Genomic DNA, 14,300 nt, shown 5'->3' with positions numbered 1-14,300 from the left:
ATATAATATTTTGCAATGACTATGCACTATAAAATTTGGTTGAATTACTTACGCCGCAAAAAATCAGCTTACTTTCTAGGAATTATCTCAATAGTAGTTTGTAATATTTGTCAGGTATTTTACTCACGGGCCATGGGGGATGTCGTTGACTTCTTTACGAATAAAACCATGCCTTCTTGGACAATTGATTATTTTATTACCGGCGATGATTTAAGGCATAAATTCTTCTATATATTCTCAGTTGTTTTACTTTCTAGGGTTATGCTCTACTTTGGCCGTGTTGGTTGGCGTATCTTCTTAGGTAGACAAACACATCATGCTGGTGGTTTCTTAAAAGACGACATTTGGCAAAATGCCCAATACTTTTCTATGGACACACTAGTTAATAAATATCCTAAGGGAATTCTTATGAGTGCTGCCAATAGTGATGTTGGACAGGCCCGCTTTGTTTTTGGCTTCACGCTTGTGGGTGCTGCAGATGTACTCTTTTTAGGTTTATTTACTGTTATTTCTCTCTTTATGATCAATATACAGATTACTATAATATCTGTATTAGCTCTATTAATCGTTCCAATTCTTGTTCGCTATATTTCAACAATTGAAATGGAACGCTACGATGTGGCACAGGATTATCTGTCTTATTTTAATGATGAAACTTCAAAGGCCATCTCAACAGTAAGGCTACAGAAATTAGGAAATACAGCATTCTTCTGGTACAAGCGTTTATTCGCTGGTGCTCAGAAGTATCGTAAAATGCGACTAGAGGCAAATAACACTTCGATGCTCTATATTCCTTCTTCTGGACTTGCATCATTTGCAACCTATATCATTCTATTTACTTACGGTTTTAGTATACTAATGAAGGGTGAGATAACAGTTGGGGAGTTTGTTGCTATCCAAGGTCTTGTTCTCCTTTTACAAGATCCACTTATGGAACTTGGTTATATTATTTCAGATTGGAGAAAGTCTTTTACATCTCTAAGACGTCTTGCTGAAATCTATACTCATTTAAAAGAAGAGTACTTACTCGATAAGAAAGTTGACCATGAATTAACTGGTGATACCGTTTTTAATCTTAAGGACTTGAGTTTTAAGTATGATGAAGGAAACGATATTCTTTCAAATATCAACCTTGAAGTGAAACGTGGTATGCGTATCGGTATTATCGGTCAGATTGGTACTGGAAAAACGACGCTTTTAAATATCCTAAGTGGACTTGAACGAGATATTGGAGGGGAAGTGACTTTCTTCGGCCGTCCTTTCAAGGAGTATGGCCACAAATTCTTAAGATCTCATATTACCATGGTTCATCAAAAGTCATTTCTCTTTGCTGACTCTATTCGTAACAATATTCTGATGGATCGAGAGTATGAAGATGAAGTTCTGTGGCAAGTTTTAGAGATTGCAGGTCTTAAAAGTGATATTGAAGGTTTTGATGATGGCCTTGATACACAACTTGGAGAGTGGGGTGTAAACCTCTCTGGTGGTCAAAAACAGAGACTAACTCTTGCTCGAGCTCTTGTGAGAAGGCCAGAGATTTTACTCTTAGATGACTGTTTATCAGCAGTCGATACTGTCACTGAAGAAACTATTTTATCAAATATTAATAAATACCTGCCAGAGTCAACTCTTGTTTGGGTTGCTCACAGACAATCAACGCTAAAGTATTGCGAGAAGGTGATTAATTTAGATCGTATCGAAGCAGGGGTTAAGTAATGAGTGATGCAAAACAATTCTTAGCACAAGATGATCAAGATGAATCAAAACACAAAGAGCAAGGACATTCGGCCTTAAAGACAACTGCCTTTTTGTTTAAGTTTGCTAAAGGGCATCGTCTAAAAATTTTAGTGTCGATTCTTATGCTTATTACATTCACTGTTTTTTCAATGCTATCTGGTCATGCTCTTGGGGTATTAGTTGGTGAGGGGCTTGCGAAGTCAAATTGGGAACTTGCCAAGAAATGGGCCTTCTATGTTTTAGCTCTTGAGCTAGGAGGTGTTCTTATTCACTACGTGGGCCGCCGTTATTTAATTGTACAAACAAGTTTTGTGATCTTGAAAATTAGAGATCGTCTTTTTCAAAAACTATCTCACTTACCACTTAAATTCTTTGATTCATGGCCCCAGGGACGTATTGTTACGAGAATGACTCATGATGTAGAAGGGATTGAGAAATTCTTTACAAGCTCTCTAGGACGTCTGGCCATCTCTGTTCTTATGATTATTTCATCAGCAACAGCAATGCTCATTACTGATTTAAAAATTGGTTTAATGGTTATCTCTGGGATGATCCCAGCAGTTATCTTTTTAATTGTTACTCGCGATAAGATTGGATCACTTAATAGGGCCATTAGTAAGTACTCATCAAATATTAACTCAAAACTTTCCGAATATATTGATGGAATTCATGTTATTCGCTCTTTTGGCGTTGAGGATTGGTCTTATGATAATTTCAAATCAGCGGTTAATGAACAACAGGTTGTCCAGTTAAGTGCAAATTCATATTATGCACTAACTATGCCAATGTTGTCTTTTCTATGCGGACTTCCTCTTCTAATTTTAGTTTGGTTTGGTGGGAATGCTTACTTAGATGGCACGCTAACTCTTGCTCTTTTTATTGCTCTTATGCGCTATTGTGAGAGGTTCTTCTGGCCAGTGCTTTCTCTTTTTAGAGAGATGGCCAATATCATTACGGCCTTTACAAGTGTGAATCGTGTTGCAAACTTTATTGAAGTTGAAACAGAAAGAGAAGTCTTTGATCAGCATGATAATAGACATCACAAGATTAATGGGGAAATTGAGTTTAAAAACGTTATCATGGGCTATAATGAAATCAGTACGGCATTAAATGATATTTCATTTAAAATTCACAAGGGTGAAAAAATTGGGATTGTCGGCCCAACTGGTTCTGGAAAGACTACTGCTGTTGCTGTTCTATCTCGTCTTTATGATTACCAAAGAGGTGAGGTTCTAATTGATGGTCAAAACCTCAAGGATTTAGATATTGATCACTATCGTGATCAGATTGGAATTGTTTCACAAGATGTTATTATCTTTGATGGAACTCTTAGAGAAAATCTCTCTGTAAATCCTGATCTCACAGATAAAGATATCCTTTCAATTTGTGATAAGACTGGAATGAGTAAGGTAATGAGTTACTCAAAGCTAACCTTAGATAGTGTCTTAAAAGATGGTGGTTCAAATCTTTCTGCAGGTGAGAAACAAGTCATTTCTCTTACGCGTGTTTGTTTACAAAATCCTAATATTCTCATCTTAGACGAGGCCACGGCACATGTTGATCCATATTTTGAAAAGATTCTTCATGATGGGATTCATAATGTGATGGAAGGTAAGACATCATTTTTTATTGCCCACAGACTCGATACAATTAAAGAATGTGATAGGATTCTTGTTTTCAAAGATGGAAGACTTGCAGAATTCGATACTCCAGACAATCTAATGCTTCAAAAGGGGATTTTTTATAACCTAACACAAGCGACTAATTCTAATAATGGCCTCTAATTTTACTTAGGGCCATTATAAAGCTATGATCTAAATAATTTAATAGGCTCATGCTTAGCAACCATGATCGTTTTAGTTAAACACCATGGAGACAAGATGAGTATATCTGAATTAATGTTCTTAAATTTACTAGAAGGTAAAAAAGGTGACACCACTAAGTTTTCACCTCTACAACTTGCTTGTCTCTACACAAAATCTGCTTTCTTAGTGACAGTAATGGATTTTTTAAAAGATGAACTTTGGCTGCAAAAACAAGAAGATAAGAAAAGTAGCCAAGTGACATCTTATGAAAATTTCATCTCACCATTTTTTGATGATGAATTAGAGGCCGTCTCATTCCTTAGTGACTTCCTTGTGGGTAGTGGACCAAGTAAGTTAAAAGATATAAAGAAACGCTCTAAAAAGATAGAAACTCAAATCCTAGAATCAATCACTAATAAAACAGGACCAGAACAGAAAGAATTTCTTATCCACTCTTTAAATACAATGAGTGATTTCTTTATCAAAGAAGAAAAGGATCAAGAGGGACGCACCCAAGAGATGGGGCACCAAGGGCCAAACCTGTATCGGACTTTTGATAATCTCGATGATATCTTCGATCTAAATTATAATCTGGATCAAGAAATGGAATATGATCATGAAACAAATGAACGCCTCTATCAAAGGGCCGGAATTGGTGTTCAATCTGGTTATTCCACTATTTTACTCGCTCTCGATCAAATTGACGCCGCTAAAGGCAGCTCTATTGTAGATCTTGGCTCTGGCTATGGCCGTGTTGGATTAGTTTGTTCTCTTGTTAGACCAGATCTAAACTTTGTCGGATACGAATATGTCCCTCACCGTGTTGAGGTTTCTAATAATGCTTGTGAGGAACTAGGGCTAGAAGAGAATTTAGTCTTCAAAGTTCAAGATCTTTCACTTAAGTCTTTTTCAATTCCTATCGCTGATATTTACTACCTTTATGACCCATTCTCTAAAGAAACATATGAATATGTTTTGAAGCAAATTTTAGAAATAAGTCGTCAACAAGAAGTGACTATTGTGACAAAAGGGAATGCGAATATCTGGCTAAATATTTTGGCCGATGAGAATGGCTGGCCCTCACCGACTATTGTCGATGAAGGTAACCTTTGTATATTTAAATCAAATTGAAAGTAATTAATTCCAGAAAGCTGGATTGATAAGAAGCCCATGGGCCATATTAACTTTGATAGGCTTAACTTCATCAACTTTAAGTGTCTGCATGAAGCCTAGAACAAGTGCCATATTTGTCACATCTGTTGATGCATACTTGCTGTTAATCTCTTTGTCAGTTAGCTTTGCTCTTTCAAGAAGCTTTGCTAGTAGTGTTGATTGGTTGTAGACACGATTTGCTTTTTTGAATTGTCCACCGATACTGAAGTAGTGAACGCCACCAACACCATAAACTTGATAATCTTTTAAGTTTCCAAAGTCAGTCAGTTGATCTTTTGCTGTAACTCTTGCAAGGTCCATGGCCTTAAGGGCACGCTCTTCTTTTAATGGGTTTGGTGTCTTTGTTCCTTTTGGATAAAACTCTTTAAGAACTAGGTTTTTAAAAGTCACAGATGCTACTTTCAGAAGTGCAACTTGTGTCTTTTCACCTTTTTCATCAACTGGCTTTGTGATTTGCATACTTCCACCACCAATATCCCAAATTGCAATAGGTGGTGTTTGGGAAACATTCATAGACTTAAGTTTTGAAAGTGCTGCTGAATATGCAAACTTGGCCTCTTGTTCTTGAGAGATAATTTCAAGGTCAACACCTGTTTGCTCTTTTAATAGATCAGCTACGTCACCACCATTGTCCGCTGTACGAAATGCAGATGTGGCCACGGCCCTAATATCATTTGCTCCTTCACTCTTAGCGAGGTATTTGAATTCATCAAAAACATCTCTTAGACGATTTTGCATTTCTTCATTAAATTCATTGTCATCTGATGCTTGTAGTTGATCTTTGAGAGGAACAGCTCTTTGTGCCTCAAAAAGAATTCCTTCTACCATGCCACGACATGTATCAACTAGACCAACTACTAATTTAGTCGATCCTGAGCCAAGGTCGATGGCCGCTCTCTTTGTGTGACAACTTGTTGTCTCAAGATTTACTGACTCTGTATGACTTGCACAAGAAAGGGTTAGTAGAAGTAATAATAATGTCGAGATTCTAGCGATAGACAAATGCTCCTCCTCGGACATCATCAATTATAGACTTAACTTTTGTTTTCTTTTTTACTTTTCCGTCTACAGCTGTTTTTAGGTATGCATTGTGCATTTTCTTAATTGCACTACCGATTGCCTTACCCATAAGTGGTGGAACAGCATTACCGATTTGTCTCCATTGAGCAGAGATTGGTCCACAGAATTCAAAGTGATTTGGAAAACTTTGAATCTTTGCTGCTTCCCTTTGAGTAAGATAGCGATGCTCTGTAGGGTGGTAGTAGCTATGACGGTGAGTCATGATTGTTGGCGATACACTCTTTGAATCAAGTCTCTGGTACTTTGTTTGTCTAAAACGACCTTCACGCATTGTCTTCCAGTCGACACCTAGTTTTAAAGACGGGGTAAGGTACATCTTTTCATCTTTTTCGTAACGAATACCTTTTCCTTCTGGAATACGTTTAATACGCTTTAGATCTAGTTTAGATTTAATTTTTGCACTATCAAGGTCGTGATTTAAAATTTCACCATTCTTTGTTTCGATATCACTTAGGGCCTCACCTACAGTTACTGGTGGACGGAAAGTTTTTGCAATAATTGTATCGTGTGTAATTTTTGGAAATTCAACTTTCTCGTTGATACGGCTACCAATGAAAATTGTACGGCGTCTCTTTTCTGGTACACCATAATTTTGAGAACTCATTACTTTTACATCTAAATTGTAACCTAGAGAGTTAAATTTCTTAAAGATTGCTTTTAGAGTGGACTCATTCTTCTTTGCAAGAAGACCAGTTACGTTTTCAATAACGACAAATTCAGGATTTGTGAGCTTAACGACTCTTACGAACTCAAGAAATAACTTATTTCTAATATCATCAGGGTTACCTGGGCCAACTGTCGAAAAACCTTGGCATGGAGGACCTCCAACAACTAGGTTTACTTCAGTATCACCAAGAACTTCTTTAATCTTCTTATTCGTTAATTTTGAGATATCACCACAATACGGGAAAGCTTTCTTGTGATTAAGTGCAAATGTGTCCATAGCATGCTTGTTAAAGTCAATTCCCATGACACATTCAAAGCCTGCCATCTCAAGTCCACAAGAGAATCCTCCTGCACCTGAAAAGATATCAATAAATTTTAGCTTCTTGCTTCTTTTACTATTACCCTTACTCGTTTTCATAATCTGTGTTGTGTCCTCGTGTGTTATTGCGTCGTGAATGAATATTATCTGATTTTGCGTTGAGTTATGTCAATGAATATATGAGGCTTTTAGTGGGATAAAGTTATCGATAAAATTAAATTTACCCTGTTTAAATTTTCAAAATCACTTATAATTTAATTATGCAATTCGCTAAAAAAGAAATGAAGAAAGAGAGGATTATCGTCGGAATGGATGGCGGTATTGACTCGGCCGTTACCGCACTGCTTTTAAAAAAGCAGGGACATGAATGTATTGGCGTAAATATCTCATTTTTTGAGCGAATAACAAGTGAAGACGAATCACTCGCCGAGCAATTTAAAGCGAAATTAACTCCAGAGGGACAATTACCAGAGGAGTTACGTGGTGATGAAGAGCAACTTGAGGCCTTCAGACACTATGAGAAAATCACGTGGCTAAAAAAAATAAATAATATTTTTGCACCATGGGCCAGTGAATCAGAAGAAAGAATTCGCGATATTTGTCGCTTAATTGGTATTCCATTTTATGTGACAAGTGCATCAAGCGCTTTTGAGGAACGAGTTATTTCAAAATTACTTGAAGGCCGTGTTGCAGGTGTTTGGGTCAACCCAACAATTGATAAGGCCACACTTGTTTTGGAAACCCTCTACTCAAAGCTTGCTGCTCTAAAAGCGACAAAAATCGCAACCGGGCATTACTGTAAGGTAACCCCTGTTCAAAATCGCTTTGTTTTAAGTGCCCCAAATGATCCTATTAAGAATGACTGTCACTTATTGATCGAAGCTAATGATGAATTAATGTCGCATTTAATTTTGCCCTTAGCTGATTTGAAGACCTCTGAGGTTGATAAAATCGGACAGCATGTTGATTCCAAAACTATTAGTCGGACCGAACATGATAGGAAGGCCAGTTTAAGGGCCAAGGCTTATGCAAGCGAAGAGATTATAGAATTAACTGATCGCTATATTGCACCAAGCTTTATAAAAGAAAATACAATTTATCTTCACGATGATGATAGTGTTGTCGGCGAACATAAAGGCCAGCATCAATATTATTTGGGACAAACTCAGTATAAGACTTTCGATAACAAGCCTAAGGCCCCTGATAGTAAAGTTGTATCAATTAATATGTCTCGTGGTTTTATCTACGTCGCAAAGGCAAAAGAATTAACATTTGAGCGTATTGTTGGAAATCACTTTGTGAATTACGAAGTTGTGGACACTTCAAAACCAGTAGAGTGCTTCTGTCGTATTAGTTCATCAGGTGATGTTTATAAAGGGAATCTTTTTATCTTAAATAATGGCAATATTTATTTCGATCTTGATGATAAGTCCTCAGGTATCCATTTTAGAGGTGATCATTTCACTTTCCTAACAAAGAATGGGCCGAGTGCTAAGGTTATAGGACACGCAAGAATTTTTCAAACAGGGCAATTCATCGAAGGTGAATTCTACCGTCTACCACTAAATAAGAAACAAAAAGAAGCTAACGAAGAAGCACAATCTCGTCCAAAGAAAAGAGAATTAGGGTTTTAAATGAAGTATTTAATTATCGCATTATCAATGTCACTTTCTGTGACAGCTAAAGAATTTAAAAATTTTAAAGACACATATAAACTTTCTAAAAGTAAAAGATCGCCAAAGAAATTACGCTCTCTTTATTATGCAGTTTCAAAGAATTCTGAAAAAGACATTGAAACTCTTATTAATAGTTTTGTTAAGGAAACAAGGCCGAATCGTTTTGTAGGTACTAGTGGACACAAAACGGCACAGGATTATATTGTTAGTTATATCGAAAGTAATGTACGAAAAAATAATACTTCTCTTAAAACAGTAAAGTTTGTTCCAGATATTGAGTATGCGAAAGAACTCTTTAGGAAGGACCTGGCCGCATCAAAAGATAAATTGAGTGCCGCTAATTTAAAGAAGTGGCAAAGGCTTACTAATGAGAGAATTCAGCAAGTCGATGGGCTTAAGTCCACAAATGGTTACAATATCGTCTGGGAAAAGAAGGGGATAAAGAATCCAAATGAGGTCATTATTATTGGTGCTCATTACGATACGGCAGCTTATGACTTAAAGAATTTTAAGGTCGTAAACAAAGGACGCCAGCCTGGTGCCGATAATAATGCTTCAGGGGTTGTTGCTGCCTTAAGTTTAATTAATATCCTTGCAGAACTTGATCTTGAAAAAACTGTTCGCGTGGTCTTCTTTGATTATGGTGAAAATGGCTTCTTAGGTTCATATGATTATGTAAAGAATCTTAATCTAGAGAAAGGAATTCGCATCTATTCTTATGTTGAACTTGTTATGCTTGGTTACGATACAATGACTCAAGATAAGGAACAGAAGCTTGGAAATATGAAGCTCTATTATTCTCCTGCAAGCTCTGGCCTTCATAAGGCCGAAAAGTCTATCGCCCAAAGGTTCTATACCAAGTCTTCTGAAGGAACTTTCCGAGTGGACTTCAAGGTAAGTCCTTATGATTTTGTCTATGGTGATAATACGTCATTTCAGAAGTTTAATATCCCTAGTGTTGTCTTTACCCAAAATTGGGAGAGTGATTCAAATGCAACTCGCATCCACACACCTGCGGACCATGTGAACTCACTCAATATTAAGACTTTACATCACGCCACCAATAATATTGCCATGTCCATTGCTTCATGGGCACTAGACCTCTAGTGCGTAAATGTGCTAAATAAGGCACATGGAAAATGTAGGTAACGGAAAAACAGTCATTGTCGGAATGAGCGGAGGAGTGGATTCTTCAGTGTGTGCTGCTTTATTAAAAGAGCAGGGCTACAACGTCATTGGCATGTTCATGAAAAATTGGGAAGAAGAAGACGAGAATGGTAATTGTAAGGCATCACTAGAATTTGAAGATGTTATTGCTGTTTGCGAAAAGCTTGATATCCCATACTACTCGGTAGACTTTGTTAAAGAGTACCGTGATAACGTCTTTGCAAATTTTCTAGAAGAGTACGAACAAGGTTTTACTCCAAATCCAGATATTCTTTGTAATCGTGAAATCAAATTTAAGGTCTTCTTTAATAAGGCCATGGAGCTTGGTGCAGATTATCTAGCGACAGGGCACTACTGCCAGACAAAGAAAATCGATGGAAAATCAAAGCTTATCAAAGGCATTGATAATAATAAGGATCAAACTTATTTCTTATATACAATCAAATCAAAAGTACTTGATAAGGTACTCTTTCCAGTTGGTGCAATTGAAAAGCCTGAAGTTAGAGAAATTGCAAAGAAGTACGATCTAATTACTCACGATAAAAAAGATTCAACAGGAATCTGTTTTATTGGTGAGAGAAATTTCAAAAACTTCTTATCAAATTATATCCATATCAAAGAAGGGGACTTTGAACTTCTTGATGGAACTAAAGTAGGCCGCCATAGCGGTAGTGCCTTCTATACGATTGGCCAAAGAAAGGGTCTTGGCCTTGGGGGGCCAGGTGAGCCTTGGTTTGTTGTAGGTAAAGACACTGAAAGAAATGTTGTTATCGTAGAGCGCGGTGAAAAACATGGTGCTTTATACGCTGACTACCTAACGGCCACAGATCTGTCATGGGTTGATGAGGAATTTAAGCCTGAAGTGGGAATGAAGCTAAAGGCAAAGATTCGCTACCGTCAAAAAGATCAAGAATGTACAATCACTGAAGTCTCTGATGACTTTATTAGAGTTGATTTTGATATTCCTCAACGTGCAATTGCCAAACGCCAATCAATCGTTTTCTATACCAACTTGGAAGGTGAGGAAGTGTGTCTTGGTGGTGGAATGATTAAAGAAGCTGGCCCAACCTATTATGAACAAGGTATAGAGCTTCCAGATTCACAGGTCTAAGACGATTTCATAACTTCGTTTAATCGCTTTTAAGAAACTTAGATATTTCTCTTCTTTGTTTACCTTTCTATCTTCAAGCATTTGCGCTACATGGGAGCGTGCACTCGATTGGAAGCATATTGGGAGTTTTCCGTTTTGCATGAGTATATAGTCAGCGCAAAGTCTTGCACATCTTCCATTTCCATTTTCAAAGAAATGAAGACTTACGATCCATTGATAGAGGTGAAAGGCCTTTTCGTAAAAGCACATTTCATTATTTTCTAAGATAAGGTTGATAAAGTTGTTCTTGGCCTCTTCTAAGTATTGCGGTTTGATAAATTCAATACCACCACCAAAAATTGGTGATGTTCTCGTTTCTACATTCTTTGCATTTAAGATAGAATTAATTTTTTGGATGATATCAAAACTCAATTGAGATTCATTTTGAATTTCACTACTGATAAATTGGTTGGCCTTATCCCATCGCTCCAAACTGTTGTCCAGGCGCTTTGATGCTGTATTGGAAGAGAGTAGGCGTGAGTGCGCAAGCTTTGGCCAGTTTGCCGTAGGCGTTTTTATTAAACGAAGCTCGAGCTGTTCGATTTCTCGAATTACTTCTTTAAAAACACCCCCTTGATTTTGATCAAGGGGAGTTTGTAAATATTCTAATATTTCTTTGGAATTCATTCTTTTATTTGTTCTTATTAACTTGCACAAAGAACACATCTTTATATTCAAATTGTGAGAATACATATTGAAGATTCTTAATTAAAAGAATTTTTTGGTCTCCAATATTTTCAAGAATCATCTCAGTGTTTGCGTGCTCGCTTTGGCAATTAAGTGTTGAATCACAGTTGTAAAGTTTAAAAACTTTGTCAGTTAAACGATCAACACGATATTCATTTTCAGAACTTTCAATGTGTCCGTCTTCAAATTCTTTGTTCAATACTAAAAAGTATTCCATTTTTAATTCATCTTCAGTATGAGTCATTGTCTCATCACTGTTGTCTCTAATTTCGATTCTCCATTTGAATTTGCGATAGTGTTTTGTTGCATCATTAAGATCTTGATTATAAGTCCAATAATGACCGTCGAAAGATTCACTAGACACAAATGATAAATTTGCTAATGTTTCATACTTTGATAGCATTTGCGCTCTGACCTCAGTAATTTCCTTGGCCTGAAGATTTGCAACTGGGTTCATCATAATTAATGATGTTAATAGAATCTCTTTTTTCATTTTTCACCTCACATACTTGATTGATGAGGCTTATATATGATGTTTTTATTTATATTAGAAATAGTATTATAGGATAATTATTATACTAAAAAGATATAGGTGATTTTACCAAAGGCTTGGGTCATTAAGATCGTCTAATTTACTCTTTTTCTTCTTCAAATGTTCTTTTTGTTCAAAGAAGCTGCAATCTGAGCCACTAGATTGGCGAACGAGGATATAAGGCATATTTGTCGATTTCATATTAAATTTACGACATCCGCGAGGTGCATCCTTGTCCCAAGTGCTAAAATAATATTTGCATTGCATACAGTTGATTCTTTTCACTCCAATATTGTACCACGCTCATGATATCTCGCAAGTTGGTGACTAAATAAAATACGACTAAGTGTTTGATATTGTGAGGTTAATTTGTCTAACGAACACCCTGGCCGACCAAATAATTGACGTTCAATTTTTGTAACCTTCCAAATTTACATGGGTTATCCCAAAAAATCTTGGCCTAGGTTATGCTTTATAAATAGCGACGACAATTAAACGCTATAAATGCTTATTATGAGGAATTGAAATTAATGAAACAAATTGAATCAAACACAAAATCAGAAAACGATGTTCTAGTGATGTTTCCAGCATCAAAGCACTTTCCTGTAGAAGATCGTACTGCTAAAGCCCCTACACCTCTAAATAAGCTAATTGAAGAATTTGAAGAACAGGTAGCTTTAGAGCAACAAAAAGAAAAAAGACCCGTTATGAATATCCCATCGAAAGAGGGGATTGAATCAATCAAAACTCGCCGCTCTTGTAATACGGCCATCGAAATTCGTCTTGCGGCCCTTGAAGAAATTGAGCAGCGTCTAAAATTTTATCTTGATGATATTGGAACTGCTAAAAGAAAAGTCTAAAGACGTTATTGAGCTAGATATTGTTTCTGAGGCAATAGCTCATTGCTGTTTCAAAATTCAGATATTCACCGGCCGGCCGTAGTATAAGTCTCTAGCACATTGAATTTTTTTGGAAATGGTGCCTAGAAACGGATTGGCCGTTTTTCTATTGACTTGCTTCAAGACACGGAGGAGTATCAAACTCGTTTATAGTTTTAAGGTAGTTGTTATTTTAGGTCTTATTCTCATCACTTTATTTTATTACTTTGGCGTTTTACTAAATCATCTTGGTGTTCCAATTCCTTCTGCGGTATTGGGGTTACTTTTGATCTTTTTTGCTCTCATTTTCAAAGTTATTCCGCTTAAATTAGTAGATAATACGGCGCAATTTATGGTTAAGCACATGACTCTGCTTTTTATCCCTTTACTGGTTGTTTTGCCTAAAATATCAGGTCAGTTAAAAAGTGATGGAGTGGCCTTACTAATTTCTGTTTTGATTAGCTACTTGATCGTATCACTAGTTACAGGAATATTAGGGGAGTATCTCCTTGTAGATAAAAAGGGGGAGAAATGAATATTTTTTCAAATATTACTTCTTTAACCTTTTTTTCGCTTGGGCTGACTTTCATTTGTTATTGTATCGTTTTTAAACTTAGAAAGCGTTATGCTTGGTTAAATCTTTTAATTGTTCCATCAATTTTGATTTTTGCCGTCATCCAACTTTTCAATATTTCATACGAAGATTATGAAAAAGGATGCTCATTATACTCTTTTCTTTTAGGGCCATTTACTGTTGCTCTTGGCGTTCCAATGTATAAAGAGGCCCAGAAATTAAAAGGCCATAGAAGAAAACTTTGTTTCATTATTTTTATTGGATCACTTGTCAGCATGATTTCAGCAGGTGTTATTGCTTGGATTTTTGGAGCTTCATTTAAAAGCATTATGTCTGTTATTCCTAAGTCAGTTACAACTCCTATAGCGATTGAAGTATCTAAGCAACTTCATGGAGATCCTTCGATAACGATTGCAGTTGTTATCATTACCGGGATTCTAGGTAGTTCTTTCTCATGGAAGCTACTTCATTTTTTTCATATCCGTAATGAAAGAGCAGTTGGAACCGCAATGGGAACTTGTGCTCACGCTCTTGGAACTGTTAGTGCATTTCAAAAGTCAGAAACAAGCGGTGGTGTTTCCTCTTTATCGATGGCACTAGCTGGAGTTTTAACTTCAATTATTGCTGGAATTGTTACGTATTGGTTGTAGAGAAAAACAGGTCGAAGGTGCGGCTTTCGGTTAGTTGGCAAGTACGCATCGGACTTGGCCGACTCTCGGCTCCTGCCTCCGTCGGCATACACGCCATCCTGGCGCTAAACCAGCACGCCTACGGCTTGCTTTTAACTAAGCAAGTTATCTATTAAAATATGATATTTGGAATTTGTTTTTGAAATGGTGCCTAGAACTGGACTTGT

14 protein-coding genes are annotated in these 14,300 nt (G+C 36.7%); 9 read left to right on the top strand and 5 right to left on the bottom strand.

Annotated elements, in window-relative coordinates:
* The first annotated feature begins 39 nt into the window (after window positions 1-39).
* The 3 genes from ABMA76_RS06255 (at window position 40) to ABMA76_RS06245 (ending at window position 4,673) form a co-directional block, all read left to right on the top strand.
* A complete protein-coding gene (locus tag ABMA76_RS06255) occupies window positions 40-1,716 on the top strand; it encodes an ABC transporter ATP-binding protein (RefSeq protein WP_392957670.1) in 1,677 nt (558 codons plus the stop codon).
* On the top strand, window positions 1,716-3,521 hold the full coding sequence (locus ABMA76_RS06250) for an ABC transporter ATP-binding protein (RefSeq protein WP_393061144.1): 1,806 nt from the start codon (window positions 1,716-1,718) through the stop codon (window positions 3,519-3,521). The genes ABMA76_RS06255 and ABMA76_RS06250 overlap by 1 nt, the downstream gene beginning before the upstream one ends.
* A 96-nt stretch (window positions 3,522-3,617) precedes the next feature.
* The gene (locus ABMA76_RS06245; protein WP_392907968.1) at window positions 3,618-4,673 is read left to right on the top strand and encodes a methyltransferase domain-containing protein; all 1,056 of its coding nucleotides are present in this window, start codon (window positions 3,618-3,620) and stop codon (window positions 4,671-4,673) included.
* A gap of 6 nt (window positions 4,674-4,679) precedes the next feature.
* Here ABMA76_RS06245 and ABMA76_RS06240 read toward each other — a convergent pair whose 3' ends face one another.
* Both ABMA76_RS06240 and ABMA76_RS06235 read right to left on the bottom strand, forming a co-directional pair.
* The gene (locus tag ABMA76_RS06240) at window positions 4,680-5,717 is read right to left on the bottom strand and encodes a Ppx/GppA phosphatase family protein (protein ID WP_392907970.1); all 1,038 of its coding nucleotides are present in this window, start codon (window positions 5,715-5,717) and stop codon (window positions 4,680-4,682) included.
* Window positions 5,704-6,879, bottom strand: coding sequence for a DNA cytosine methyltransferase (locus tag ABMA76_RS06235; protein ID WP_392907972.1), 1,176 nt, complete (start codon window positions 6,877-6,879; stop codon window positions 5,704-5,706). The genes ABMA76_RS06240 and ABMA76_RS06235 overlap by 14 nt, the downstream gene beginning before the upstream one ends.
* Before the next feature lie 161 nt (window positions 6,880-7,040).
* On the opposite strand from ABMA76_RS06235, the gene ABMA76_RS06230 reads away from it, so the two are divergent.
* The 3 genes from ABMA76_RS06230 to mnmA are packed head-to-tail and all read left to right on the top strand — an operon-like array spanning window position 7,041 to window position 10,734.
* On the top strand, window positions 7,041-8,414 hold the full coding sequence (locus ABMA76_RS06230; protein WP_392907974.1) for a hypothetical protein: 1,374 nt from the start codon (window positions 7,041-7,043) through the stop codon (window positions 8,412-8,414).
* Window positions 8,415-9,563 (top strand): M28 family metallopeptidase, encoded by a 1,149-nt coding sequence (locus ABMA76_RS06225; RefSeq protein WP_392907976.1) that lies wholly within the window; start codon window positions 8,415-8,417, stop codon window positions 9,561-9,563.
* A 25-nt stretch (window positions 9,564-9,588) separates the two neighbouring features.
* Window positions 9,589-10,734 carry a tRNA 2-thiouridine(34) synthase MnmA gene (gene mnmA / locus ABMA76_RS06220; RefSeq protein WP_392907979.1) on the top strand — a complete coding sequence of 382 codons (1,146 nt, stop codon included), beginning with the start codon at window positions 9,589-9,591 and terminating at the stop codon, window positions 10,732-10,734.
* Here the strand turns inward: mnmA and ABMA76_RS06215 are convergent.
* The 3 genes from ABMA76_RS06215 to ABMA76_RS06205 form a co-directional block, all read right to left on the bottom strand.
* Window positions 10,723-11,400: a Fic family protein gene (locus tag ABMA76_RS06215; protein WP_392907982.1), complete on the bottom strand. Its 678-nt coding sequence runs from the start codon at window positions 11,398-11,400 to the stop codon at window positions 10,723-10,725. The two genes, mnmA and ABMA76_RS06215, sit on opposite strands and share 12 nt — an antisense overlap.
* Before the next feature lie 4 nt (window positions 11,401-11,404).
* Window positions 11,405-11,953: a hypothetical protein gene (locus ABMA76_RS06210; RefSeq protein ID WP_392907984.1), complete on the bottom strand. Its 549-nt coding sequence runs from the start codon at window positions 11,951-11,953 to the stop codon at window positions 11,405-11,407.
* 105 nt (window positions 11,954-12,058) lie between these two features.
* Window positions 12,059-12,277, bottom strand: a complete 219-nt coding sequence (locus tag ABMA76_RS06205; RefSeq protein WP_199177525.1) for a hypothetical protein — start codon at window positions 12,275-12,277, stop codon at window positions 12,059-12,061.
* 245 nt (window positions 12,278-12,522) lie between these two features.
* Between ABMA76_RS06205 and ABMA76_RS06200 the strand changes: the two genes are divergently transcribed.
* The 3 genes from ABMA76_RS06200 (at window position 12,523) to ABMA76_RS06190 (ending at window position 14,094) form a co-directional block, all read left to right on the top strand.
* Window positions 12,523-12,852 carry a hypothetical protein gene (locus ABMA76_RS06200; RefSeq protein WP_392907987.1) on the top strand — a complete coding sequence of 110 codons (330 nt, stop codon included), beginning with the start codon at window positions 12,523-12,525 and terminating at the stop codon, window positions 12,850-12,852.
* A 133-nt stretch (window positions 12,853-12,985) separates the two neighbouring features.
* Window positions 12,986-13,405, top strand: coding sequence for a CidA/LrgA family protein (locus ABMA76_RS06195; RefSeq protein ID WP_392907989.1), 420 nt, complete (start codon window positions 12,986-12,988; stop codon window positions 13,403-13,405).
* Window positions 13,402-14,094 (top strand): LrgB family protein, encoded by a 693-nt coding sequence (locus ABMA76_RS06190; RefSeq protein ID WP_392907991.1) that lies wholly within the window; start codon window positions 13,402-13,404, stop codon window positions 14,092-14,094. Before ABMA76_RS06195 ends, ABMA76_RS06190 begins: the two co-directional genes overlap by 4 nt.
* Window positions 14,095-14,300: the final 206 nt, after the last annotated feature.

The organism is Halobacteriovorax sp. ZH5_bin.2 (genome assembly GCF_043196375.1).
Taxonomy (GTDB): Bacteria; Bdellovibrionota; Bacteriovoracia; order Bacteriovoracales; family Bacteriovoracaceae; genus Halobacteriovorax_A.
This window is presented reverse-complemented; position numbering and strand designations above follow the sequence as displayed.